Source organism: Coriobacteriia bacterium, assembly GCA_030652115.1.
Lineage (GTDB): Bacteria > Actinomycetota > Coriobacteriia > Anaerosomatales > Anaerosomataceae > UBA6100.
On sequence record JAUSBK010000014.1, the window covers coordinates 1 to 22,123 of the forward strand.

The 22,123-nt window shown below is 65.5% G+C and carries 38 protein-coding genes and 1 pseudogene; all 39 read left to right on the forward strand.

Translation table 11 applies throughout. From position 1 onward, the window contains the following. Window positions 1-246: elongation factor Tu (tuf, locus tag Q7W51_11635; GenBank protein ID MDO8849026.1), on the forward strand; the 246-nt coding region annotated here is incomplete at its 5' end. A 35-nt stretch (window positions 247-281) separates the two neighbouring features. Continuing rightward, a complete protein-coding gene (rpsJ, locus tag Q7W51_11640) occupies window positions 282-590 on the forward strand; it encodes a 30S ribosomal protein S10 (protein MDO8849027.1) in 309 nt (102 codons plus the stop codon). Window positions 591-699: 109 nt separating this feature from the next. Next, a complete protein-coding gene (rplC, locus tag Q7W51_11645) occupies window positions 700-1,320 on the forward strand; it encodes a 50S ribosomal protein L3 (protein ID MDO8849028.1) in 621 nt (206 codons plus the stop codon). A 37-nt stretch (window positions 1,321-1,357) separates the two neighbouring features. After that, complete coding sequence (gene rplD, locus Q7W51_11650) at window positions 1,358-1,981, forward strand: 50S ribosomal protein L4 (protein MDO8849029.1); 624 nt, start codon at window positions 1,358-1,360, stop codon at window positions 1,979-1,981. After that, on the forward strand, window positions 1,978-2,265 hold the full coding sequence (gene rplW / locus Q7W51_11655; protein MDO8849030.1) for a 50S ribosomal protein L23: 288 nt from the start codon (window positions 1,978-1,980) through the stop codon (window positions 2,263-2,265). Before rplD ends, rplW begins: the two co-directional genes overlap by 4 nt. Before the next feature lie 142 nt (window positions 2,266-2,407). Next, window positions 2,408-3,238, forward strand: a complete 831-nt coding sequence (gene rplB, locus Q7W51_11660; GenBank protein MDO8849031.1) for a 50S ribosomal protein L2 — start codon at window positions 2,408-2,410, stop codon at window positions 3,236-3,238. Between the two features lie 18 nt (window positions 3,239-3,256). Then, on the forward strand, window positions 3,257-3,535 hold the full coding sequence (gene rpsS, locus Q7W51_11665) for a 30S ribosomal protein S19 (GenBank protein ID MDO8849032.1): 279 nt from the start codon (window positions 3,257-3,259) through the stop codon (window positions 3,533-3,535). A gap of 77 nt (window positions 3,536-3,612) precedes the next feature. Continuing rightward, a complete protein-coding gene (gene rplV / locus Q7W51_11670; protein ID MDO8849033.1) occupies window positions 3,613-3,954 on the forward strand; it encodes a 50S ribosomal protein L22 in 342 nt (113 codons plus the stop codon). Window positions 3,955-3,957: 3 nt separating this feature from the next. Further along, a complete protein-coding gene (gene rpsC / locus Q7W51_11675) occupies window positions 3,958-4,704 on the forward strand; it encodes a 30S ribosomal protein S3 (GenBank protein ID MDO8849034.1) in 747 nt (248 codons plus the stop codon). Beyond that, complete coding sequence (gene rplP, locus Q7W51_11680) at window positions 4,705-5,130, forward strand: 50S ribosomal protein L16 (protein MDO8849035.1); 426 nt, start codon at window positions 4,705-4,707, stop codon at window positions 5,128-5,130. Next, complete coding sequence (gene rpmC, locus Q7W51_11685) at window positions 5,131-5,340, forward strand: 50S ribosomal protein L29 (protein ID MDO8849036.1); 210 nt, start codon at window positions 5,131-5,133, stop codon at window positions 5,338-5,340. It abuts the gene before it with no gap. Window positions 5,341-5,355: 15 nt separating this feature from the next. Further along, window positions 5,356-5,616 (forward strand): 30S ribosomal protein S17, encoded by a 261-nt coding sequence (gene rpsQ / locus Q7W51_11690; protein MDO8849037.1) that lies wholly within the window; start codon window positions 5,356-5,358, stop codon window positions 5,614-5,616. Between the two features lie 96 nt (window positions 5,617-5,712). After that, window positions 5,713-6,081 (forward strand): 50S ribosomal protein L14, encoded by a 369-nt coding sequence (rplN, locus tag Q7W51_11695; GenBank protein ID MDO8849038.1) that lies wholly within the window; start codon window positions 5,713-5,715, stop codon window positions 6,079-6,081. A 15-nt stretch (window positions 6,082-6,096) separates the two neighbouring features. Beyond that, window positions 6,097-6,420, forward strand: a complete 324-nt coding sequence (gene rplX / locus Q7W51_11700) for a 50S ribosomal protein L24 (GenBank protein MDO8849039.1) — start codon at window positions 6,097-6,099, stop codon at window positions 6,418-6,420. Window positions 6,421-6,506: 86 nt separating this feature from the next. Continuing rightward, the gene (gene rplE, locus Q7W51_11705; GenBank protein MDO8849040.1) at window positions 6,507-7,049 is read left to right on the forward strand and encodes a 50S ribosomal protein L5; all 543 of its coding nucleotides are present in this window, start codon (window positions 6,507-6,509) and stop codon (window positions 7,047-7,049) included. A gap of 53 nt (window positions 7,050-7,102) precedes the next feature. Next, on the forward strand, window positions 7,103-7,288 hold the full coding sequence (locus Q7W51_11710; GenBank protein MDO8849041.1) for a type Z 30S ribosomal protein S14: 186 nt from the start codon (window positions 7,103-7,105) through the stop codon (window positions 7,286-7,288). A 105-nt stretch (window positions 7,289-7,393) separates the two neighbouring features. Next, a complete protein-coding gene (gene rpsH / locus Q7W51_11715; GenBank protein MDO8849042.1) occupies window positions 7,394-7,792 on the forward strand; it encodes a 30S ribosomal protein S8 in 399 nt (132 codons plus the stop codon). Between the two features lie 26 nt (window positions 7,793-7,818). Next, window positions 7,819-8,355 carry a 50S ribosomal protein L6 gene (rplF, locus tag Q7W51_11720; protein ID MDO8849043.1) on the forward strand — a complete coding sequence of 179 codons (537 nt, stop codon included), beginning with the start codon at window positions 7,819-7,821 and terminating at the stop codon, window positions 8,353-8,355. Window positions 8,356-8,407: 52 nt separating this feature from the next. Continuing rightward, on the forward strand, window positions 8,408-8,776 hold the full coding sequence (gene rplR / locus Q7W51_11725) for a 50S ribosomal protein L18 (protein ID MDO8849044.1): 369 nt from the start codon (window positions 8,408-8,410) through the stop codon (window positions 8,774-8,776). A 15-nt stretch (window positions 8,777-8,791) separates the two neighbouring features. Next, complete coding sequence (gene rpsE, locus Q7W51_11730; GenBank protein MDO8849045.1) at window positions 8,792-9,304, forward strand: 30S ribosomal protein S5; 513 nt, start codon at window positions 8,792-8,794, stop codon at window positions 9,302-9,304. A gap of 6 nt (window positions 9,305-9,310) precedes the next feature. After that, on the forward strand, window positions 9,311-9,496 hold the full coding sequence (rpmD, locus tag Q7W51_11735; GenBank protein MDO8849046.1) for a 50S ribosomal protein L30: 186 nt from the start codon (window positions 9,311-9,313) through the stop codon (window positions 9,494-9,496). Window positions 9,497-9,584: 88 nt separating this feature from the next. Beyond that, on the forward strand, window positions 9,585-10,031 hold the full coding sequence (rplO, locus tag Q7W51_11740) for a 50S ribosomal protein L15 (GenBank protein MDO8849047.1): 447 nt from the start codon (window positions 9,585-9,587) through the stop codon (window positions 10,029-10,031). Continuing rightward, window positions 10,028-11,287, forward strand: coding sequence for a preprotein translocase subunit SecY (secY, locus tag Q7W51_11745; GenBank protein ID MDO8849048.1), 1,260 nt, complete (start codon window positions 10,028-10,030; stop codon window positions 11,285-11,287). The genes rplO and secY overlap by 4 nt, the downstream gene beginning before the upstream one ends. A gap of 96 nt (window positions 11,288-11,383) precedes the next feature. Further along, entirely contained in the window at window positions 11,384-12,031 is a 648-nt protein-coding gene (locus Q7W51_11750) for an adenylate kinase (GenBank protein ID MDO8849049.1), read from the forward strand. A 6-nt stretch (window positions 12,032-12,037) separates the two neighbouring features. Further along, window positions 12,038-12,784, forward strand: coding sequence for a type I methionyl aminopeptidase (gene map, locus Q7W51_11755; GenBank protein MDO8849050.1), 747 nt, complete (start codon window positions 12,038-12,040; stop codon window positions 12,782-12,784). Between the two features lie 96 nt (window positions 12,785-12,880). Further along, window positions 12,881-13,102, forward strand: a complete 222-nt coding sequence (gene infA / locus Q7W51_11760; protein ID MDO8849051.1) for a translation initiation factor IF-1 — start codon at window positions 12,881-12,883, stop codon at window positions 13,100-13,102. A 129-nt stretch (window positions 13,103-13,231) separates the two neighbouring features. Next, the gene (gene rpmJ / locus Q7W51_11765) at window positions 13,232-13,345 is read left to right on the forward strand and encodes a 50S ribosomal protein L36 (protein ID MDO8849052.1); all 114 of its coding nucleotides are present in this window, start codon (window positions 13,232-13,234) and stop codon (window positions 13,343-13,345) included. 13 nt (window positions 13,346-13,358) lie between these two features. Further along, window positions 13,359-13,733 (forward strand): 30S ribosomal protein S13, encoded by a 375-nt coding sequence (rpsM, locus tag Q7W51_11770; GenBank protein MDO8849053.1) that lies wholly within the window; start codon window positions 13,359-13,361, stop codon window positions 13,731-13,733. A gap of 3 nt (window positions 13,734-13,736) precedes the next feature. Beyond that, complete coding sequence (gene rpsK, locus Q7W51_11775) at window positions 13,737-14,138, forward strand: 30S ribosomal protein S11 (GenBank protein ID MDO8849054.1); 402 nt, start codon at window positions 13,737-13,739, stop codon at window positions 14,136-14,138. 21 nt (window positions 14,139-14,159) lie between these two features. After that, window positions 14,160-14,786, forward strand: a complete 627-nt coding sequence (gene rpsD / locus Q7W51_11780) for a 30S ribosomal protein S4 (protein ID MDO8849055.1) — start codon at window positions 14,160-14,162, stop codon at window positions 14,784-14,786. Between the two features lie 31 nt (window positions 14,787-14,817). Beyond that, the gene (locus Q7W51_11785) at window positions 14,818-15,756 is read left to right on the forward strand and encodes a DNA-directed RNA polymerase subunit alpha (protein MDO8849056.1); all 939 of its coding nucleotides are present in this window, start codon (window positions 14,818-14,820) and stop codon (window positions 15,754-15,756) included. Window positions 15,757-15,769: 13 nt separating this feature from the next. After that, window positions 15,770-16,117 (forward strand): annotated as a pseudogene (rplQ, locus tag Q7W51_11790) (50S ribosomal protein L17). 83 nt (window positions 16,118-16,200) lie between these two features. Next, window positions 16,201-17,016, forward strand: a complete 816-nt coding sequence (locus tag Q7W51_11795) for an energy-coupling factor transporter ATPase (GenBank protein MDO8849057.1) — start codon at window positions 16,201-16,203, stop codon at window positions 17,014-17,016. Then, window positions 17,004-17,834, forward strand: a complete 831-nt coding sequence (locus Q7W51_11800; protein ID MDO8849058.1) for an ATP-binding cassette domain-containing protein — start codon at window positions 17,004-17,006, stop codon at window positions 17,832-17,834. Before Q7W51_11795 ends, Q7W51_11800 begins: the two co-directional genes overlap by 13 nt. Continuing rightward, window positions 17,831-18,628 carry an energy-coupling factor transporter transmembrane component T gene (locus Q7W51_11805; protein MDO8849059.1) on the forward strand — a complete coding sequence of 266 codons (798 nt, stop codon included), beginning with the start codon at window positions 17,831-17,833 and terminating at the stop codon, window positions 18,626-18,628. The genes Q7W51_11800 and Q7W51_11805 overlap by 4 nt, the downstream gene beginning before the upstream one ends. Before the next feature lie 8 nt (window positions 18,629-18,636). Further along, window positions 18,637-19,410, forward strand: coding sequence for a tRNA pseudouridine(38-40) synthase TruA (truA, locus tag Q7W51_11810; GenBank protein ID MDO8849060.1), 774 nt, complete (start codon window positions 18,637-18,639; stop codon window positions 19,408-19,410). 126 nt (window positions 19,411-19,536) lie between these two features. Continuing rightward, complete coding sequence (rplM, locus tag Q7W51_11815; GenBank protein MDO8849061.1) at window positions 19,537-19,983, forward strand: 50S ribosomal protein L13; 447 nt, start codon at window positions 19,537-19,539, stop codon at window positions 19,981-19,983. A gap of 3 nt (window positions 19,984-19,986) precedes the next feature. Then, window positions 19,987-20,385, forward strand: a complete 399-nt coding sequence (gene rpsI / locus Q7W51_11820; protein ID MDO8849062.1) for a 30S ribosomal protein S9 — start codon at window positions 19,987-19,989, stop codon at window positions 20,383-20,385. A gap of 72 nt (window positions 20,386-20,457) precedes the next feature. Then, entirely contained in the window at window positions 20,458-21,792 is a 1,335-nt protein-coding gene (glmM, locus tag Q7W51_11825) for a phosphoglucosamine mutase (protein MDO8849063.1), read from the forward strand. The last annotated feature ends 331 nt before the right edge of the window (window positions 21,793-22,123 follow it).

A 22,123-nucleotide genomic window follows, 5' to 3' on the forward strand; every position in this document is an offset into this window, starting at 1 on the left:
AAGGAGGAAGGCGGCCGTCACACCCCGTTCTTCGACGGCTACCGTCCGCAGTTCTACTTCCGGACCACCGACGTCACGGGCATCGCACACCTGCCCGAGGGCACCGAGATGGTCATGCCCGGCGACAACGTCGAGGTCAAGGCCGAGCTCATCAACCCGATCGCGATGGAAGAGGGCCTGCGCTTCGCTATCCGCGAGGGCGGTCGCACCGTCGGCTCGGGTCGTGTTACGAAGATCATCAAGTAGCGAGAAGCGTCCGTACCACAACGGAGGTAAGCAAGTTGGCGAACCAGAAGATCCGCATCAGGCTCAAGGCCTACGATCACGAGATCGTGGACAAGTCCACGAAGATGATCGTGGAGACCGCGCAGAAGACCGGCGCAAAGGTGGCTGGACCGATTCCGCTCCCCACCGAGCGTAACCTCTACTGCGTGATCCGCTCGCCGCACGTGAACAAGGACAGCCGCGAGCATTTCGAGATGCGGACGCATAAGCGCCTCATCGACATCCTCGAGCCCACGCCCAAGACGGTCGACTCGCTCATGCGTCTCGACCTGCCGGCCGGCGTCGACATCGAGATCAAGCTGTAGGTACCCTCCGGCGGATCGTCGCCGGTTGAGAGAGGCGCGGTCCTCTGGGAGGCGTCGCACGAGGCGACGTACAAGGTCCCACAGACCGCACGGACGAAAGGCACTGACGATGGCACATTCGATTCTCGGAAGGAAACTGGGAATGACCCAGGTCTGGTCCGATGACGACCGGCTTATCCCGGTCACCGTCATCGAGGCCGGCCCCTGCGTGGTCTCCCTGATCCGCACTCCCGAGCGTGACGGCTACCAAGCCGTTCAGCTCGCGTTCGGCGACGTGAAAGAGTCACGGTCGAACAAGCCCATGATGGGTCACTTCGCCAAGGCACGCACCACCCCCAAGCGGTTCGTCGCGGAGGTTCCGCTGCCCGACGGCGAGCAGTTCAAGCTGGGCCAGACGATCACGGTCGACGGCTACGAGCCCGGCATGCAGGTGCACATCACCGGCACCAGCAAGGGTAAGGGTTTTCAGGGCGTCATGAAGCGTCACAACTTCAAGGGCGGTCCCGGCGGTCACGGCTCGCATGCACACCGCGAGCCCGGTTCGATCGGCCAGGCCTCCACGCCTTCGCGCGTCTTCAAGGGCACCCGGCTTCCCGGGCGCATGGGCGGGGACACCGTCACGATTCGCAATGTCGAGATCGTGCGCGTTGATGTCGAGCAGAACCTCCTGCTCGTCAAGGGTGCGGTTCCCGGTGGCAAGGACAGCCTTCTGACGATCCGCCTCGGCTAGACGCGGGCGTCGGGTGCGCAACTTAGGAGTAGATACGATGGCAACTGTCGAAGTGAAAGACAGCACGGGCAAGAAGGTGGGCTCAGCCGATCTCGCGGACGCCGTGTTCGCGATCGACCCGAACCCGTTTGCCGTGCATCAGGTGGTGCGGAGCCAGATGGCCGCACGCCGTCAGGGCACGCAGAGCACGAAGGGACGCAGCGACGTCTCAGGCGGTGGCGCGAAGCCGTGGCGTCAGAAGGGTACCGGTCGTGCTCGCCAGGGTTCGACCCGAGCAGGACAGTGGAAGGGCGGCGGCGTGATCTTCGGCCCCACCCCCCGCAGCTACGCGTTCAAGGTGCCGAACAAGGTCGTCAAGCTCGCGATGCGGAGTGTTCTCTCGGCCAAGCGCGCCGACGGGGAGCTCTACGTCATCGACACGTTCGGCCTGGACGAGCCTTCCACGAAGAAGGCTGCGGCCGTGCTCGCCGCTCTCGGCATCGACCGCAGGGTGACGGTGGTCGTGGATGATGAGGACATGAACGCATACCTGTCGCTGCGCAACGTGGAGCGAGTGCGCGTGATCACGGCCTCCGAAGCCAACACATACGACCTTGTCGACAACGTGTCCGTGCTGTTCACCAAGCCGGCACTCGAGTGGCTCGAGGGGGTGCTGAGCTGATGAATGCACATGACATCATCATCCGCCCCATCGTGTCGGAGAAGAGCTTCGACTTGATGGAGCAGGGTCGGTACACCTTTGAGGTGGCCAAGGACGCGAAGAAGGAGCAGATCGCCCAGGCGGTCTCCGAGATCTTCCACGTAACGGTCACGAGCGTGAACACGATGAACGTCTCTGGTAAACCGCGGCGACTTCGCTACAATAAGGGGCTGTCGCGCTCGTGGAAGAAGGCCATCGTCACCCTCAAGGATGGCGACGCGATCGATCTGTACGCCGGCAAGTGACCCCGCGTGCTCCCTCTCGTGAGGGAGTTCGCAGGCTGATGGAGCCACCCGGCACCGTGGTAGGAACGTCCGGCGTCGGGCCGTTCGGAGAAAGCGATCTCCGAGTCCCAAGCGGCCTGGCAATCGGAACGAAGGAGAAGCAATGGGACTGAAGAAGTACAAGCCGACTTCACCGGGTCGTCGTTTCCAGACGGTCTCCGACTTCGCGGAGATCACGTCGGCGACTCCCGAGAAGTCGCTGCTCGAGCCGCTACCCCAGAAGGGTGGCCGCAACAACAACGGGCGCATCACGGTCCGCCACCAGGGTGGCGGCCACAAGCGCCAGTACCGCAAGATCGACTTCAAGCGGAACAAGGACGGTATTCCCGCCAAGGTCGCGACGATCGAGTACGACCCGAACAGGTCGGCTCGCATCGCACTGCTTCACTATGCGGACGGCGAGAAGCGCTACATCCTCGCACCGGAGAAGCTCAGCGTGGGCGACACCGTCATGTCCGGCCGCGACGCCGACATCAAACCGGGCAACGCGCTTCCGATGGAGAACATCCCCACCGGTACCGTGGTCCACGCGATCGAGCTGCAGCCCGGCAAGGGTGCCGCGATCGCCCGCTCGGCTGGCACCTCCGCGCAGCTCATCGGCAAGGAGGGCTCGAAGGCGATCCTGCGCATGCCCTCCTCGGAGATGCGCATGGTTCCGCTCACCTGCAGGGCCACCGTCGGCGAGGTCGGCAACAGCGACCACGCCAACATCTCGGTGGGCAAGGCCGGCCGCAACCGCCATCTCGGCAAGCGTCCGACCGTTCGTGGTACCGCGATGAACCCGGTCGACCACCCGCACGGCGGTGGCGAGGGCAAGAACAAGACCGCAGGACGTCACCCGGTGACGCCGTGGGGTGTCCCCACCAAGGGCCACCGCACGCGTGCCAAGCATAAGGCGTCCGACGCCATGATCATCCGCCGCCGGAAGAAGTAGCGGGAGAGGAAGCGAGCAATGAGCAGAAGCCTCAAGAAGGGCCCCTACGTCGAGCCGCGTCTCCTGAAGCGTATCCAGGACATGAACGACGCTGGCGAGAAGAGGGTCATCAAGACGTGGTCACGCGCCTCGACGATCTTCCCGGAGATGGTCGGTCACACGGTTGCGGTGCACGACGGCCGGAAGCACGTGCCGGTGTACGTCACCGAGTCGATGGTGGGCCACAAGTTCGGCGAGTTCTCCCCGACGCGCACCTTCCGCGGCCACGCGGACGATCGCAAGAAGGGCAAGCGCTAGGCGCTGATCAGTCGCTGACACCGGTCTTCGGCGCGGGAGCGCCGGGCCGAAAGAGAACGGTCGGAGGTTTTGAGTAGATGGAAGCAAGAGCTACCGCGAAGTTCGTGAGAGTGACTCCGCGCAAGGCGCGCGAGGTCATCGACCTCGTCCGGGGCAAGTCCGTTCCGGATGCCGAGGCGATCCTCAAGTTCACCCCGCGTGCCGCGGCGGAGATCGTGGGCAAGGTCGTGCACAGTGCGGCCGCGAACGCCGAGAAGAACCTGCGGATCAAGCCGGAGACGCTTTACGTCTCGGAGGCGTACGTGAACGAAGGTCCGACCATCAAGCGGATCCGTCCGCGCGCAATGGGCCGGGCATTCCGCATCAACAAGCGCACGAGCCACATCACGGTGGTCGTGAAGCAGCGAGAGGAGGCATAAGGTATGGGCCAGAAAGTCCAGCCGATCGGGTTCCGCCTCGGCATCACCGAGGAATGGCGGAGCCGTTGGTTCCAGGACAAGGGTTACGCCCAGACGCTTGCGGAGGACCTCGGTCTGCGCAAGTACCTGCAGGCGAAGCTCCGCCGGGCCGCCATCTCGCGCATCGACATCGAGCGCAAGGGCGATAAGGTGTTCGTCGAGATCTGGACCGCGCGTCCGGGCATCGTCATCGGCAAGAAGGGCGCCGAGGTCGATGTGCTGCGCAAGGACCTTGAGAAGCTCGCCGGTCACCCCGTCGCGGTGAACATTGTCGAGATCAAGCGGCCGGAGCTCGACGCCACGCTTGTGGCGCAGAGTGTTGCCGAGCAGCTCGTGGCTCGCGTGTCGTTCCGTCGCGCGATGAAGAAGGCCGTCACGAGCGCGATGAAGAGCGGCGCGCTCGGCATTCGCATCCAGTGCTCGGGCCGCCTCGGTGGCGCCGAGATGGGTCGCCGCGAGTGGTACCGCGAGGGTCGCGTGCCGCTGCACACGCTGCGCGCCAAGATCGACTACGGCACGACCGACGCCGTGACCACGTTCGGCGTCGTCGGCGTGAAGGTGCACGTGTACCGTGGCGATAAGCTGCCCGGTTCCACGCTGACCGCCGCCGAAGAGGCCGCTCTCGTCGAGCGTCCCCGTCCCGAGCGCAGCGATCGCCCCCGTGGCAACCGCCGTGGCGCTCCTGGCGCCGGTGCTGGAAGGAGGGGCTAGATGCTGCTCCCCAAGCGCGTAAAGCACCGCAAGGTGATGCGCGGTTCCCGTAAGGGCATCGCCAAGGGCGGTACCGAGATCGCATTCGGCGATTTCGGTCTCAAGGCCCTCGAGCCGGCGTGGATCACCAACCGCCAGATCGAGGCGGCCCGTGTCGCGATGACCCGGCACATGAAGCGTGGCGGCAAGGTCTGGATCAACATCTTCCCGGACAAGCCCGTGACGCAGAAGCCGGCCGAGACCCGCATGGGCTCGGGCAAGGGTAACCCCGAGAAGTGGGTCGCGGTCGTCAAGCCCGGCCGAGTGATGTTCGAAGTCGCGGGTGTCAGCGAAGAGGTCGCCAAAGAGGCCATGCGCCTTGCGGCCCAGAAGCTGCCGATCAAGTGCAAGTTCGTCACCCGTGCTGACAGTGGCGGTGAAGCATAAATGAAGGCTACAGAGATCAAGGACCTCGCCGAAACCGAGATCGCCGAGAAGCTCAAGGAGCGCAGGACGGAGCTCTTCAACCTCCGTTTCCAGCTCGCAACCGGGCAGCTCGACAACCCGAATCGAATCAGCGTGGTCAAGAAGGACATCGCGCGCCTGCACACCGAGCTCCGAGCCCGCGAGATCGCGGCCGGCAAGCCCCAGGCGTAAGTGGGAGGACGGTAGATGAGCACCGATCGTAACAGCCGCAAGGAGCGTCAGGGCGTCGTGGTCTCGACCGCGGGCGAGAAGACCTGTGTCGTGAAGGTCGAAGCGCGCAAGCGTCACCCGCTCTACGGAAAGATGATCACCCGGTCGACGAAGTTCCATGCGCATGACGAGAACAACGAGTGTGGTGTGGGCGATGTCGTCCGCATCATGGAGACCCGCCCGGTGTCGAAGCTAAAGCACTGGCGACTGGTCGAGATCGTCGAGAAGGCAAAGTAGCGCAAGCACCGACCGTAGGCGGTGCTTGCGCCCGCAGGATCGAGCAGACTCGCGAACGCTCGCTGCTCATCCTGCGGCACGAGGTGGAGGAAGAGCATGATCCAGCAGGAGACACGGCTGAAGGTGGCCGACAACTCCGGGGCGCGTCAGGTGGCCTGCATCAAGGTCCTCGGCGGCTCACGGAGGCGCTATGCGTACGTCGGCGACACGATCGTCTGCGCCGTGAAGGAGGCCACCCCCAACGGGGCGGTCAAGAAGGGTGACGTCGTGAGGGCGGTCGTGGTGCGCTGCAAGAAGGAAGTGCGCCGCCCCGATGGCAGCTACATCAGGTTCGACGAGAACGCTGCCGTCATCATCGACGCACAAGGCAACCCCCGCGGCACCCGCATCTTCGGTCCGGTCGCACGTGAGTTGCGCGACCGCAAGTACATGAAGATCGTGTCGCTCGCACCCGAAGTGCTGTAGGAGGGACCGAAGAAGATGGCGAAGTCACTAACCATCCGCAAGGGCGATCGCGTGCACGTCATCGCCGGCAAGGACAAGGGCAAAGAGGGCAAGGTCCTCCGCTCAATGCCGGAGAAGGAGCGTGTGGTCGTCGAGAACGTCCATATGATCAAGAAGCACACGCGTCCCAGCCAGAAGAACCAGCAGGGCGGCATCATCGAGATGGAGGGCACGATCCACGTCTCGAACGTCATGCTCGTCTGCCCGAACTGCGGGCAGCCGACGCGGGTGTCCCGTCGTCGCGACGACGGTACCCGCATCCGCACCTGCAAGAAGTGCGGCAAGGACATCGACAAGTAGCACCGTCGCGACCGCATGATGCGGTCGCGCGAGAAGTCCCGCCGGGTCGGCAATCCGACGGGCGCGAGACCAACTGGAGGTAGTCAGTGGCACCACGATTCAAAGAAAGGTACCGCGCGGAGGTCGTGCCGGCGCTCATGGAGCGCTTCGGCTACGCCAACGTGCACGAAGTACCTAAGCTCGAGAAGATCGTCGTGAACATGGGTGTCGGCGGGGCGACCCAGGACCCCAAGCTGCTCGAATCCGCGATCGGCGATCTCACCATCGTCACGGGCCAGAAGCCGGCGATCACGCGGGCGAAGAAGTCGATCGCCAGCTTCAAGCTGCGCCAGGGCATGGCGATCGGCGCGAAGGTCACGATGCGTGGCGACCGCATGTGGGAGTTCTTCGACCGCCTGCTGTCGACCGCTCTCCCGCGCATCCGCGACTTCCGCGGCGTGAGCGCGAAGGCCTTCGATGGACGCGGCAACTACTCGCTCGGCGTGAACGAGCAGCTGATCTTCCCGGAGATCGACTACGACAAGGTCGACAAGATCCGGGGCATGGACATCACGTTCGTCACCACCGCGAAAACAGACGAGGAGTGCCGGGTGCTGCTCGAGCAGTTCGGCTTCCCGTTCAAGAAGTAGAGACGACCTAGGGAGCATCCCTGGCGGGACGCCCTTTCGAGGAGGTCAAAGAAGTGGCAAAGAAGTCGATGATCGCTAAGGCCAAGCGCACTCCGAAGTTCGGTGTCCGTGCGGTCAACCGCTGCAACCGCTGCGGTCGGCCCCGCGCGTACTACCGTCAGTTCGGGCTGTGCCGCGTGTGCGTGCGCGAGCTGGCCAGCCGCGGTGAGCTGCCGGGTGTCCGCAAGGCGAGCTGGTAAGCCGCATTGCGACCCGGGCAGACGGGTCCGTAAGGCGCGCCGGTCATGGGCCGGAGTGAACCAACGGACACGGTCAGACCCGAATCATAGGAGGTAGCAGAGAACATGAGCATGACCGATCCCATCGCAGATATGCTGACGCGGGTCCGGAACGCCAACAACGCGTTTCAGACGTCCACGTCGATGCCGTCATCGAACAAGCTCGTCGCCATCGCCAAGATCATGAAGAGCGAGGGCTACATCGAGGAGTTCGAGGTCGTTCCCGGCGAGCCGCAGGCCACGCTGACGATCGCCCTCAAGTACGGCCCGAAGAAGGCGCGCACCATCACCGGCATCCGTCGGATCTCCAAGCCCGGCCTTCGCGTGTACGCCAAGAAGGACGAGCTGCCCCGCGTCCTCGGCGGTCTCGGCATCGCCGTGATCTCCACCTCGCAGGGCGTCATGACCGAGAAGCAGGCCCGCGCCGCCGGTGTCGGCGGCGAGGTCATCGCCTACATCTGGTAATCGGACCGGAGAGAAAGGAGCAAGCCGTGTCTCGTATCGGCAAGCAGCCCATCCCGGTCCCGGCCGGAGTGGAAGTGAACATCGACGGATCGAGCGTCACGGTGAAGGGGCCCAAGGGCACTCTGTCACAGTCGTTCAATCCTGATATGGCGATCACGCTCGAGGAGGGTGCCGTTGTAGTGCGCCGCCCGAGCGACGCGCGTCAGCACCGCAGCCTCCACGGCCTTACCCGCACGCTGGTGTCAAACATGGTCGTCGGCGTGTCCGAAGGGTTTCGCAAGGATATGGAGATCGTCGGCGTCGGCTACCGCGCCGTGCTGAAGGACGCCGCCCTCGACCTCTCGCTCGGCCTGAGCCACCCTATGGTGGTCAAGGCTCCCGAGGGCATCACGTTCGAGGTTCCCGCGCCCAACCGCATCTCGGTCATCGGCATCGACAAGCAGCGTGTCGGGCAGACTGCGGCGGAGATCCGCGGGATCCGTCCGCCGGAGCCGTATAAGGGCAAGGGTATCCGGTACGCGGGCGAGCACGTCCGCCGCAAGGTCGGCAAGGCCGCCAAGTAACCAGCCACGTGACCGCGCCTGCCGGCGCGCGAGAAGGAGTTAGAGGACGATCATGGACAAGACGAAAGCGAAGGCAGCAGGTCTCGCCCGCCGCCAGCGCCGCGTCCGCGGAAAGGTAAGCGGAACCGCAGCGCGCCCGCGTCTGCGGGTGAGCCGCACCAACCTGCACATCTACGCCCAGCTCATCGATGATGTCGCGGGCAAGACGCTCGTGGCAGCATCGTCGGTCGACCCGGATCTGCGGTCGGCGCTGAAGTCGGGCGCCAACGCCGACGCCGCCAAGGCGGTGGGCGGCGCCCTGGGGCGCCGCGCCCTCGAGGCCGGCATCACCGAGGTCGTGTTCGACCGCGGTGGACGTCTCTACCACGGTCGTGTGGCCGCCCTCGCCGAGGGTGCCCGCGACGCCGGCCTGAAGTTCTAAGAGGAGGATCGAGTAATGGCGCATGACAGCAACGCTCCGGTCTCTGAGATCCAGGAGCGCGTCGTCTACATCAATCGCGTCGCCAAGGTCGTCAAGGGCGGTCGCCGTTTCTCCCTGACTGCACTCGTGGTCGTGGGCGACGGCAACGGTCGCGTCGGCGTCGGCATGGGTAAGGCAGCCGAAGTCCCCATCGCGATCAAGAAGGGCATCGAGGACGCGAAGAAGAACATGTTCACGTTCCCGCTCACCGGCACGACGATTCCGCATGCGGTGACCGGCCACTACGGCGCCGGCAACGTGCTGCTCAAGCCAGCCGCTCCCGGTACCGGCGTCATCGCCGGTGGGCCGGTGCGCGCGCTCATGGAGCTCGGCGGCGTCAAGGACGTGCTGAGCAAGTCGCTCGGCACCAGCAACGCCCTCAACATCGTGAAGGCGGCCGCCGAAGGCCTGCAGCAGCTGAAGAGCCCCGCCGAGGTCGCGCGTAGCCGCGGCAAGACCGTGGGCGAGATCTACGGCAAGAAGGGTTAGCGGACCATGGCAGAGAAGAAGCTCAGGATCACGCAGGTCAGAAGCGCGATTGGTCTCCCAAAGGATCAGAAGGCGACCGTCCGCGCGCTCGGCCTCAAGCGTATGAACGACACCGTGGAGCAGGCGGACACGCCGGTCATCCGCGGCATGGTGTTCAAGGTGAAGCACCTCGTCCGCGTGGACGAGGTTTAGCGGGACGGTCCCGCAGTGAAGTCAGCCGGCGGCGAGCGGCCGGCAACCCGGGACGTTGTCCCGGCCAGAAGCGACAAGGAGTCATGACATGCAGTTGAACGACCTCTTCCCGGCACCGGGTTCGCGCCAGAACCGCAAGCGCGTCGGTCGCGGCAACGGGAGCGGCCACGGTTCTACCGCGGGCCGCGGCGACAAGGGCCAGAACTCGCGTGCCGGCGGCGGCAAAGGCCCCGGATTCGAGGGTGGACAGAACCCGCTGCACATGCGGATGCCGAAGCTGGGTGGTTTCAAGAACCGCAACCGCGTGGAGTACGCGGTGGTGAACGTTAGCCGCCTTGAGGACCTCTACGCCGCGGGTGACACCGTCGACGTGGACAGCCTCTTCGACAAAGGCGTCATCAAGTCGAAGACCACTCCGGTCAAGGTGCTCGGCGATGGCGAACTCACCAAGAAGCTCACCGTCAAGATCGACAGGGTTTCCGGTCCGGCACGTGCCAAGATCGAAGCGGCTGGAGGGACGGTCGATCTCTCGTGATCGAGGCCATCAAGAACGCCTTCCGCATCCCGGACCTTCGTAAGAAGATCCTCTTCACACTCGCGATCATCGCGCTCTACCGCGTGGGTGCGCACGTTCCCGTGCCGGGTGTCGATCCGGTGGCAGTGAAGGAACTCGTCACTGGAGCCGGTAGCGCCCTCGGCCTCCTGAACCTGTTCGCCGGTGGTGCGCTCGAGAACTTCGCGCTGTTCGCGCTCGGCATCATGCCCTACATCACGGCGACGATCATCATGCAGCTGCTGCAGGCGGTCATCCCGACGATCGAGCGTTGGTCGAAGGAGGGCGAGGCCGGTCAGCGCAAGATCACGCAGACCGCCCGCTACATGACCCTCGGCATCGCGCTGATGGAGTCGCTGGGTCTGCTCACGGTGTTCCAGGCGGCGCCCCCGACCGGCCTTGGCGTGAACTTCGACCTGCTCACCGAGGTCGTCATCGTCATCTCGCTGATTGCGGGAACGGCGATGATCATGTGGATGGGCGAGCTCATCACCCAGCGCGGTATCGGCAACGGCATGTCGCTCATCATCTTCTCGAGCATCGTGTCCCGTTTTCCGCAGACGATCATCGCTTCATTCCGGGTGAACGCGTGGCTAATGCTCGCGATTCTCGCGATATCGCTGTTCGTGGTGGCCGCCGTCGTCTTCATGGAGGGCGGGCAGCGGCGCATCCCGGTGCAGTATGCCAAGCGCGTGGTGGGTCGTCGCGTCTACGGCGGCGTGGGTACGTACATCCCGCTCAAGGTGAATGGTGCGAACGTCATCCCGATCATCTTCGCGTCGTCGCTCTTGCTGTTCCCGTCCACGATCGCGAAGTTCTTCACGGACGTGGCCTGGCTGCAGCAGGTGTCTGATGCGCTTGCGCAGGGCTGGCTGCACATCCTCCTGTACGCGATACTGATCGTCTTCTTCGCGTACTTCTACACCGCCCTCGTCTTCAATCCGATCGACACCGCGGATAATCTGCGCAAGAACGGCGGGTTCATCCCGGGTGTGCGACCCGGTAATCCCACGGCGCAGTACATCGCGAACGTCCTCAACCGGATCACGCTGCCGGGTGCGCTGTTCCTGGCAGCCATCGCAGTCGGTCCGCAGATCATGTTCATGCAGACCAACGACGCGCTGGTGCAGGCCTTTGGCGGCACGTCGATCCTGATCATGGTGGGCGTGGCGCTTGAGACCATGCGACAGCTCGAGAGCCAGCTGCAAATGCGCCACTATGACGGGTTCTTCAAGTAGAAACGGGCGCGTACGCCCGAGGCTGTGATCGCAAGGGCCCCGGTCCCGGCATGATGCCGGTGCCGGGGCACTGGCGATGAGACGGGAGGGACAGCGATGAACGTCATGCTTCTGGGCGCCCCCGGCGCCGGCAAGGGCACGCAGGCCGCACGCATCGTCGAGGAGTTCGGGCTGGTCCATCTCTCCACGGGTGACATCCTGCGCAAGGCTGTCGCCGACCAGACGCCTCTCGGCCTCGAGGCCAAGCGGCACATGGACGAGGGCGGCCTGGTTCCTGATGACGTCGTCATCGGTCTCGTGCAGGAACGGATCACGCAGCCCGACGCGCTGGAACGCGGCGTTCTCTTCGACGGCTTCCCGCGTACGATCCCTCAGGCCGATGCGCTCGGTGCTGCGCTCGCCGAGAGCGGACTCAAGCTCGATGCGGTTGTGAGCGTCGAGGTCGACCCCGAGGCCATCGTCACCCGCATCACGTCGCGCCGCCAGTGCCGCGGCTGCGGCAAGATCTTCAACGTGGCGACGGATGGCGAACTCGCTGCATGCACCGAGTGCGGCGGCGAGGTCTACCAGCGCGACGATGACACCGAGGCGACCGTGCGCAAGCGTCTGGCTGCCTACGATGAGCAGACGAGCAAGCTGATCCCGTACTACGCCGAGCACGGCACGCTCTACACAGTCGACGGAAACCGCGTGCCTGCCGATGTGTACGCTGCCATCAGCGAGATCCTACGCGGTATCGGCTAGCCCGTCGTGATCGTCACCAAGTCCCCCGCGGAACTCGACGTCATGCGCGAAGCGGGCCGGATCACAGCCGCGGCGCTGCGGTCGGTCGCGAATGCGTTGCGTCCGGGCATTACGACCGCCGAACTCGACGAGCTTGCCGAGGCGACGATCCGTGATGCCGGCGCCAAGCCGGCATTCAAGGGCTACCATGGCTTTCCCGCCACGCTGTGCACCTCGGTCGACTCGCAGGTGGTTCACGGCATCCCGGGTTCTCGGGTTCTGCGCGAAGGCGAGATACTGTCGGTGGACTGCGGGGCGATCGTCGATGGCTACTACGGCGACTCGGCGATGACCTTCCCGGTTGGCGCGGTGAGCGAGCAGGCGCAGCGCCTCATGGACGTCACGAGGAGGTCGCTCGAGGCGGGAATCGCGCGTTGCGTACCCGGAATGCGCCTGCACGACGTGTCGGCAGCCGTACAGGAGGTGGCCGAGGGCGGTGGCTTCTCTGTGGTACGAGAATACGTCGGTCACGGCATCGGACGTGCGATGCACGAGGACCCGCAGGTGCCGAACTACGGGCAGGCAGGCACAGGCCCGACGCTCAAGGTGGGAATGGTCCTGGCGATAGAGCCGATGATAAATGCGGGCGCGGCGGAAGTGCGCTCGCTCGATGACGGCTGGACTGTGGTTACCTCGGACGGTAGCCTCTCGGCGCACTTCGAACACACCGTGGCGGTCACCGAGAGCGGGCCGAGGATACTGACGCTCGAGTAGTCTGGGCGTTCAGGACTGCATGGATGCTGGACGCGGGCATCCGTATTGGATATACTGCCGTTTTGCGACTTAACAGCTTTGAAGGGAATCGGCTACTTGGCCAAGCGCGAAGATGCTATCGAGATGGAAGGCACCGTTCTCGAGGCTCTACCCAATGCGATGTTTCGGGTTGAGCTCGACAATGGGCACAAAATGCTTGCTCACATCTCGGGGAAGATGCGGATGCACTACATCCGCATCCTGCCGGGCGACAAGGTGGTCGTCGAGCTCTCCCCGTACGACCTCAGCAGGGGTCGGATCACGTACCGCTTCAAGTAGTTCGTTTGCGGTGAGGGGTCATGGAGACACCCGGTGCCGTGTTAGTGCTGTCGTCACGAAAGAACACGCCTGCGGCTGGGCGACGAGATAGATCGGCTCTGAGAACTCAACGGAAAAGGGAACCTCAGCATGAAAGTCAGACCTTCCGTTAAGAAGATGTGCGAAAAGTGCAAGGTCATCCGCCGCCACGGCCGGGTGCTCGTGATCTGCGAGAACCCGCGCCACAAGCAGCGGCAGGGCTAGGAGGGAGCGGGCTTTGGCACGCATTTCGGGAGTCGACCTCCCGCGCGAGAAGCGCGTTGAGATCGGCCTCACCTACATATTTGGAGTCGGGCTTACCACCTCGCAGCAGATCCTGCGCGAGACGGGTATCAACCCCGACACCCGCGTCCGGAACCTCACCGAAGAAGAGGTCGTCCGTCTGCGCGAGTACATCGACCGGAACCTCAAGGTCGAAGGTGACCTCCGCCGTGAGGTCAGCCAGAACATCAAGCGACTGATGGAGATCGGCTGCTATCGCGGCCTTCGTCACCGCAGGGGCCTTCCGGTCCGCGGGCAGCGCACACACACCAACGCGCGTACCCGCAAGGGTCCCCGCCGCCAGATCGGCGCGAAGAAGAAGGGCAAGTAGCAGATGGCCGCCAAGAAGAAGACAGCCAAGACCCGGGTGCGCCGCAGCGAGCGAAAGAACATCGCTGTCGGTCAGGCGTACATCAAGAGCACGTTCAACAACACGATCATCAGCATCACGGACCCCTCGGGCAACGTGATCGCATGGAAGTCCGCCGGCCAGGTGGGCTTCAAGGGTTCGCGCAAGTCAACTCCGTTCGCGGCGCAGCTCGCCGCCGAGCAGTGCGCGAAGCTCGCCCAGGAGCACGGCGTCCGCAAGGTGACCGTGTTCGTGAAGGGTCCCGGCTCCGGCCGTGAGACCGCGATCCGCTCGCTCCAGGCCGCTGGCCTCGAGGTTGCGAGCATCCAGGATCGCACCCCTGTCCCGCACAACGGCTGCCGGCAGCGCAAGCGCCGCCGCGTGTAGTTTCCGGAAGGATCGACCTCTATGGCACGTTACACAGGGGCGGACTGCAGGCAGTGCCGCCGCGAAGGTGAGAAGCTCTTCCTGAAGGGCGATCGCTGCTATACCGACAAGTGTGGCATCGAGAAGCGCCCGTACCCGCCGGGCCAGGCCGGCAAGAAGCGTCCGCGTGACTCGGAGTATCGTCTGCAGCTCCGTGAGAAGCAGAAGGCCAAGCGCATCTACGGCGTTCTGGAGAAGCAGTTCCGAACGTACTACAAGCTGGCCAGCCGCCAGCCGGGCATCACCGGCGAGAACCTGCTGCGCCTGCTCGAGACGCGGCTGGACAATGCCGTATACCGCCTCGGCTTCGCATCGTCGCGTGACGAAGCGCGCCAGACGGTCCGCCACGGTCACTTCACCGTGGATGGTCGTAAGGTGGACATCCCGTCGTTCCGGGTGCGTCCGGGCGCCGTGATCGCCGTGGCCGAGAAGGCCAAGGACATGACCGCCATCAAGGCGGCCCTGATCTCGTCCTCGAAGATCGAGGTTCCGGGCTGGCTCGAGGTAGACGTGGAGAAGCTGCAGGGCCGCGTGCTCTCGCTGCCGACCCGCGAGCAGATCGAAGCTCCCATCCGCGAGCAGCTCATCGTCGAGCTGTACTCGAAGTAATCACGCCTTGCCAGCCAAGGAGGCTTAGAGCATGACCGAGTTTATGAGGCCGAAGGTTTCCGTCGACGAGATCGACGCGCGGACCGCCCGCTATGTCGTCGAGCCGCTCGAGCGTGGGTATGGATACACGCTTGGCAACTCGATGCGCCGGGTGCTGCTGTCGTCGCTCACTGGCGCGGCTGCGACATCGATCCGCATCGAGGGTGTTCAGCACGAGTTCTCGACGATCGAGGGCGTCCGCGAGGACGTCACCGACATCGTCTTGAATGTGAAGGGCCTGGTCTTCAGCGACACGGGCATTGGCGAGGGCGACGCAGTCGCCACGCTCGCCGTGAGCGGTCCGAAGACGGTCACCGGTGCGGACCTGAAGGTCCCTGCCGAGTTCACGCTGACGAATCCCGAGCACGTCATCGCAACGCTGCAGAAGGGTGCCAAGCTCGAGATGAGCATCCGTGTCGGCGTCGCCCGCGGCTACGTGTCGGCCGACCGCAACAAACGTCTCGACGATCCGATCGGCGTCATCACCGTCGACTCGATCTTCACCCCGGTGACGCGGTGCACCTACGTCGTGGAGAACACGCGTGTGGGCCAGCGCACCGACTACGACAAGCTCATCCTCGAGGTGGAGACCAACGGCGCCATCTCGCCGGCCGATGCGGTGGCCCGTGCCGCCCGCATCGTCAACGAGCACATGACGCTCTTCATCGAGCAGGCCGAGGGCGAACTGCCCGAGGGTGGCATCTTCGAGTCGATCCCCGACGAGAAGGACCGCGTGCTCGACACCCCGATCGAGGAGCTGGACCTCACCGTCCGCTCGTACAACTGCCTGAAGCGCCAGGGCGTCAACAGCATCGGCCAGCTCACCGAGTGCAGCGAGGCCGATCTGCTGAACATCCGGAACTTCGGCGCCAAGTCGATCGAAGAAGTCAAAGACAAGCTCCAGGCCATGGGCCTGGGTCTCGCAGGCTAGGAGAACCAGAGGTATGAGACACGCGAAGAAGGGGCGCAAGCTCGGCACCGACGCGAGCCACACCAAGGCGATGCTTCGGAGCCTGGCCGGCGCTCTGCTCGCCAACGAGCGGATCAAGACGACCGAGACGCGCGCCAAGGAGGTGCGGACCCTCGTGGACCGCATCATCACCTGGGGCAAGCGCGGCGACGTTCACTCCCGCCGCCTGGCGCTCGCCGAACTCGGCGATCAGGCGCTGGTGAAGAAGGTATTCGATGACATCGCGCCGCGGTACAAGGAGCGCGAGGGTGGCTACACGCGCATCCTCAAGCTTGGGCCGCGCAAGGGCGACGCCGCCCCGATGGTCATCATGGAGCTCGTAGACTAGTATCGGCCCGCGAGGGTCGTGAGACTGCCGAGGGCCTCGCAGAACGCGGGGCCCTCAGTCGTCTTGAGGAGGCTTGGGTGATCGAACTCCGCGACGTGCGCGTCATGTATCCGGGCGCGGCGCGTCCGGCACTCGACGGTGTCTCGCTCACCGTCGGCGCCGGTGAGTCCTTGGCGGTGCTCGGCCCAAACGGGTCCGGCAAGTCCACGCTCGTCCGATTGATGAATGCGCTGCTGTTGCCGTCGGCGGGCACGGTCACCGTCGACGGTATGGACACCACAGATGAGGCGACGGTGTGGGACGTTCGCTCGCGCGTTGGCTTCGTCCAACAGAACCCGGACAACCAGATCGTCGGCACGGTGGCCGAGGAGGATGTGGCCTTCGGGCCGGAGAACCTGGGCGTCCCGCCTGTCGAGCTCCGGCGACGCGTGGACGATGCACTCGCCGCGGTCGGGCTAACGGGTCTTGAGCGCCGTGAACCGCATCTGCTGTCCGAGGGTCAGAAGCAGCGGCTCGCGATCGCCGGGGCGCTTGCGATGGATCCGGCCTACCTCGTGCTCGACGAGCCGACGGCGATGCTCGATTCCGCGGGACGAGCCGACGTGCTCGCCGTGCTCGCTAACTTGAGGGAGCGCGGGGTGGGGATCGTCCACGTGACGCACCACCTGGAGGATGTCCTGTCGGCTGACCGTGCGATCGTTCTCGATGAAGGGCGCATCGCATTCACGGGGAGTCCGCTCGAGCTCGCCGAAGACCCAAGCGCTGCCGGGCGCCTCGGCGTGGACGTTCCGGCGGTTGTCGTGTTGGCCAGGGCACTGCGCGCAGGTGGCATCTCGCTCCCTGCTGACGCGCTCAGCGCCGAACGGATCGTGGATGCGCTATGGCCCTCGTAGCGCGGGATCTCGGATACACATACAGCGCCGGGGCAGACTATCGGGTGCGGGCACTCAGAGGAGTGAACCTCGAACTCGATCGCGGCGATGTGCTGGTGATCGCCGGCGCCACCGGCTCCGGCAAGTCCACGCTCCTTCGTCTTCTCGCAGGCCTTCTCGAGCCTGAGACGGGCGTCGTGGAGATCGACGGGGTGTCGCCCCGCTCGCGTAGCTCGCGCGGCCGGGTCGCGATCGTCTTCCAGAACCCGGAGTCGCAGTTCTTCGCCGAATCGCTGCTCGCAGACGTGATGTTCGGTCCCCGCAACCTGGGCGCGCCGGACCCGGAGGGCGCGGCCGCCGCGGCGCTCACGGCCGTTGGGCTCGACCCGGAAGCGTTCGGTCCGCGGTCGCCCTTCACCCTCTCGGGTGGCGAGGCGCGCCGGGCGGCCATCGCCGGAGCGCTCGCGATGGGCGCGCCATACCTGCTGCTTGACGAGCCCACCGCGGGACTCGACGCACGTGGCCGGCGCGACGTGCTCGCCGCCATCGAGGCCGAGCGGGCGAAGGCAGGCGTCGTGGTCGTCACGCACGACCCCGACGAGTTCCTGTCCTCGGCAACCCGCGTGCTCGCCCTGGAGGGCGGCGCACCCGTCTTCGACGGGACCGCGACGGAACTCATGGCCGATCCGTCCGACTTCGAAGCGGCGGGCCTGCGCCTGCCCGACGTGGTCCGGACGCAGGTCCTCGCGCGGGATCGCGGTGCACGCCTTGCGACCGTCGAGTTCGATGCCCCCGCGGCTGCACGGGTGCTGCTCGACGCCTGGAGGGCGGGCCGATGAGGGTTCCGGTCACTTTCGGCCAGTACGTACCGACCGAGTCGCCCATGCATGCGCTCGATGCCAAGACCAAGATGGGTCTTGTCGCTGCGTTCACCGGGGCGATGTTCCTGGTCGAAGGGTTCGCGGGGCTTGCGGCGCTGGCGGCATTCATCGTCCTGGCTCTATGGATCTCGCGCGTTCCGGCTCGTATCGCTTTCAGGGGCATCAAGGCTCTGACCTTGCTGCTCAGCTTCACGCTCATAGTCCACGCGGTGCGGTGGAATCCTGCGACGGTGGCTCTCGTGCGGCTCGGCCCGGTGGCGATTGACGGCCCGGGGCTGAGCGAGGGCCTCTTCTTCGTGCTGAGAATCATCCTGCTCGTGGTGGGGACGTCGCTGCTGACGCTCACCACGACGCCCGTACAGCTCACGGACGGACTCGAGCGGGTCATGCGGCCGCTCGAGGTTGTTCGCTTCCCTGCGGGCGAGGTGGCGATGATGCTTACCATCGCGCTTCGGTTCATCCCGACCACCGCGCAAGAGGCCGAGAAGATCCTCATCGCGCAGACGGCTCGAGGTGCGCGCTTCGACGAGGGCGGTCTCGTCAGGCGCGCGCGGGCGTTCGTACCCGTGATGGTGCCGCTCTTCGTCAACCTGTTCCGGCGCGCCGAGGACCTTGCGGTGGCCATGGAGTCGCGCTGCTATCGCGGCGGCGCGGGGCGCACCCGGCTCAACGCCTCGGCCATGACCGTCAGCGACTGGCTGGTGCTACTGTTGGCTTCGGCGGCGCTCGTCGCCGTCGGGATCGCGCTCTAGGGGGCTCCGTGGCGTCGACCATCGTACTCACCGTCTCCTATGACGGTCGCGGCTTTGCCGGGTTCGCCCGGCAGCCTGGCCTCGTCACGGTCCAGGGCCAGCTGGAGTCTGCGCTTGCGACCGCGCTTCGGCGTGACGTCGAGACGGTCGGGGCGGGCAGGACCGACGCCGGCGTCCATGCGCTGGAGCAAGTCGTCAGTCTCGAGTGGGACGAGCCGGATCTCGATCGCGCGGCGCTGCTGCGCTCGCTCAATGCGCTTGTCGGTGACGGTATCGTCGTGACAGGTGTCCGCGAGGCACCCGCTGGCTTCAGTGCACGGCACTCCGCAGTAGGGCGCGAGTATCGCTATCGCATCGTCCCGGGCCCCGTGCCGCCGCTGTTCCTTGCGCCGGTCTCATGGTGGGTCAAGGGAACGCTCGATCTCGGCGCCATGCGAGAGGCAGCTGACGCACTGATCGGCGAGCACGACTTCCGCTCGTTTTGCGTTGCGTCCTCCGCCGAGGGCATCCGGACCTTCCGCCGTCTCGACCTGATCGAGATCGGGCCGGAGATCGCGATGGGGGAGCACAGCATCGTGATCCGGGTCGCCGGCAACGCGTTCCTCCACTCGATGGTGCGCGTGATCGTGGGGAGTCTCGCCGAGGTCGGCCTCGGCAGACGGCCGGCATCATGGGTCGCCGACGCTCTTGCTGCGTGCGACCGGTCGGCGGCGGGTCCGACCGCGCCCGCGCAGGGGCTGACGCTGTGGCACGTCCACTACCCGGAGGAGTGCTGGCTGTAGGGGAGCCCCGGGACGGGTAGATACGCCCGGTGGCGTTTGTTGACACCCCACGGGTGCGCGGATAAACTGCAAGGGTTCGTTTCGAGAGCCCCGTGAACTCGACAAACGACCACGTCCAGCACCGTTTTGGAGGAACTCTTGAAGACCTATTACGCCAAGCCCGGCGAGGTGGAGCGCGAGTGGCTGCTCGTCGATGCCACGGATATCCCCCTCGGCCGACTGGCGAGCGAAGTGGCTTCCATCCTCAAAGGGAAGCGCAAGCCGCAGTACACCCCGAACGTCGACACCGGTGACTTCGTCATCGTCGTGAACGCGTCGAAGGTAAAGCTCACCGGCAACAAGCTCGCTACCAAGATGAAGTACCGCCACTCCGGCTTCCCGGGTGGCCTCAAGGAGGTTCCGATCTCCGAGATGCTCGCCAAGCGTCCCGAGCGCGTGATCGAGGGCGCCGTCAAGGGCATGCTCCCGAAGAACACGCTCGGGCGGGCTCAGGGCATGAAGCTCAAGGTGTACGGCGGCGCCGAGCACCCGCATCAGGCCCAGAACCCCCGTCAGATCACCCTGGAGGTCTAACGCATGGCTGAGAGCAAAGCAGTCTACTGGGGCACCGGCCGCCGCAAGACCTCGGTCGCGCGCGTTCGCCTCATGCCCGGTACCGGTCAGATGACCGTCAACGGTCGCGCGTTTGCCGACTATTTCGGCCGCGAGGTGCTCAAGGGCTACGTCGAGCAGCCGTTCAAGGTCACCGAGACCGTCGGCCACTTCGACGTCTTCGCCAACATCAAAGGCGGCGGCCTTTCGGGCCAGGCGGGCGCGATGCGCCACGCGATCGCCCGCGCCCTGCTCGAGGCGGGCGACGACTACCGCGGTGAGCTCAAGCGTGCCGGGCTCCTTCGCCGCGACCCGCGTATGGTCGAGCGCAAGAAGTACGGCCTGAAGAAGGCCCGCAAGCGTCCGCAGTTCTCGAAGCGCTAGAGCGCCGAGGCGTTACCGCGCTATCATCAAGGCCCGCCCTGGTGGCGGGCCTTGTGCGTGAAGGAGGCGTTGATGGGCAAGCTCTTCGGCACCGACGGCGTTCGGGGAATCGCGAACAGCGAACTCACGCCCGAGCTGGCGTTCAAGCTCGGCGAGGCAGCCGGGCACTTCCTGGGCGAACGTGGCGCCGGTCGGATCGTCGTCGGTATGGATACACGCCGCTCCGGTGATCTGCTCGAGGCCTCGCTCGTGGCGGGAATCTGCTCTTCGGGCGCGAGCGCACTCCGGGCGGGCATCGTGCCCACGCCGGCCGTGGCCTTCCTGGCACGCGAGCTGGGCGCAGACGGCGGGGTCGTCATCTCGGCGTCGCACAACCCCGCCGAGTACAACGGCATCAAGTTCTTCGATCGCGACGGCTTCAAGCTCCCTGACGAGATCGAGGACGAGATCGAGGAGTTCCTGATCGCCGAGCGCGATTGGGAGCGGCCGACCGGGGCGCTTGTGGGCGTCACCGAGGCGGTTCCCGCTGCTGCGGAGCGCTACATCGCGCACGCCGTCACAACCGTGCCCGACCGTCTCGACGGACTGCGGGTCGCCATCGACTGCGGCCACGGCGCAGCATCGGTGAGCACGCCGGCGGCATTCCGGGCGCTCGGGGCCGAGGTCACAGCGGTGAACTGCGACTGGGACGGCACCGACATCAACCGCGCGTGTGGTTCCACGCATCTCGACGTCATCGCAGAGGTGGTACGAAGCGGAGAATTCGACCTCGGCATCGCCCACGATGGAGACGCCGATCGCGTGCTCGCGGTGGATGAGACGGGCGCCGTCATCGACGGCGACGCCATCATGGCTGTCTGCGCCCTCGACCTCCGGGATCGCAGTGCGCTCAACGGGGACACGGTGGTCGCCACGGTCATGAGCAACCTCGGGTTCGACGTGGCGCTGCGAGAGCGTGGCATAAGCGTCGTGAAGACGCGTGTCGGCGATCGCTACGTGCTCGATCAGATGCGCGCCTCCGGTGCCGTCTTCGGCGGCGAGCAGTCCGGCCACGTGATCTTCCTCGAGCACGCGACCACCGGTGACGGGCTCGTCACCGCGTTGCAGCTTGCGGCGGTGATCCGTCGTTCGGGCAAGCGCCTCTCGGAGCTCGCCGGAGTGATGGTCCACTACCCCCAGGTGCTCGAGAACGTTCGTGTCGCGCACCGCGAGCTGCTCTCGAGCAGCGCCGCGATCGCAGACGCGGTGCGGATGGCTGAGGCGACGCTGGGTGACTCCGGTCGCGTTCTCGTGAGGGCCTCGGGCACCGAGCCGCTGGTACGCGTGATGGTGGAGGCCGCCGAAGAGAGCCAGGCCCGCTCGATCGCGGAGCACATCGCCGGTCTCGTCCGCGTCGAGCTCGGGTAGCGGCCCGGCAACCGTTCGGTGGCACCGCGACCGGGGCAGCAACGCGCCTCTGCTAGAATGCAGCGTGACCGGTAGCCTCGCAGAAGGGAGCCGCTCGTCCAACTGAAAGCCAGCGCCAGGCCTGATGCTCATCAGGTGACGAGGTGGGGACCTATCGAAAGACTCGGCGGATGGTCCTCCGGCCCTCGATCGGGGTCGAAACGGCACGCGACAAATCCTGCAGGCGACTGCAGAGACAAACCGCTGCTGAACCGGTCATCATCATCGCAGCGTGTCCGGCGGCTTCCCAAGCCGATGCGCGCGAACCTGCTACAACCACTGACCTTCATCC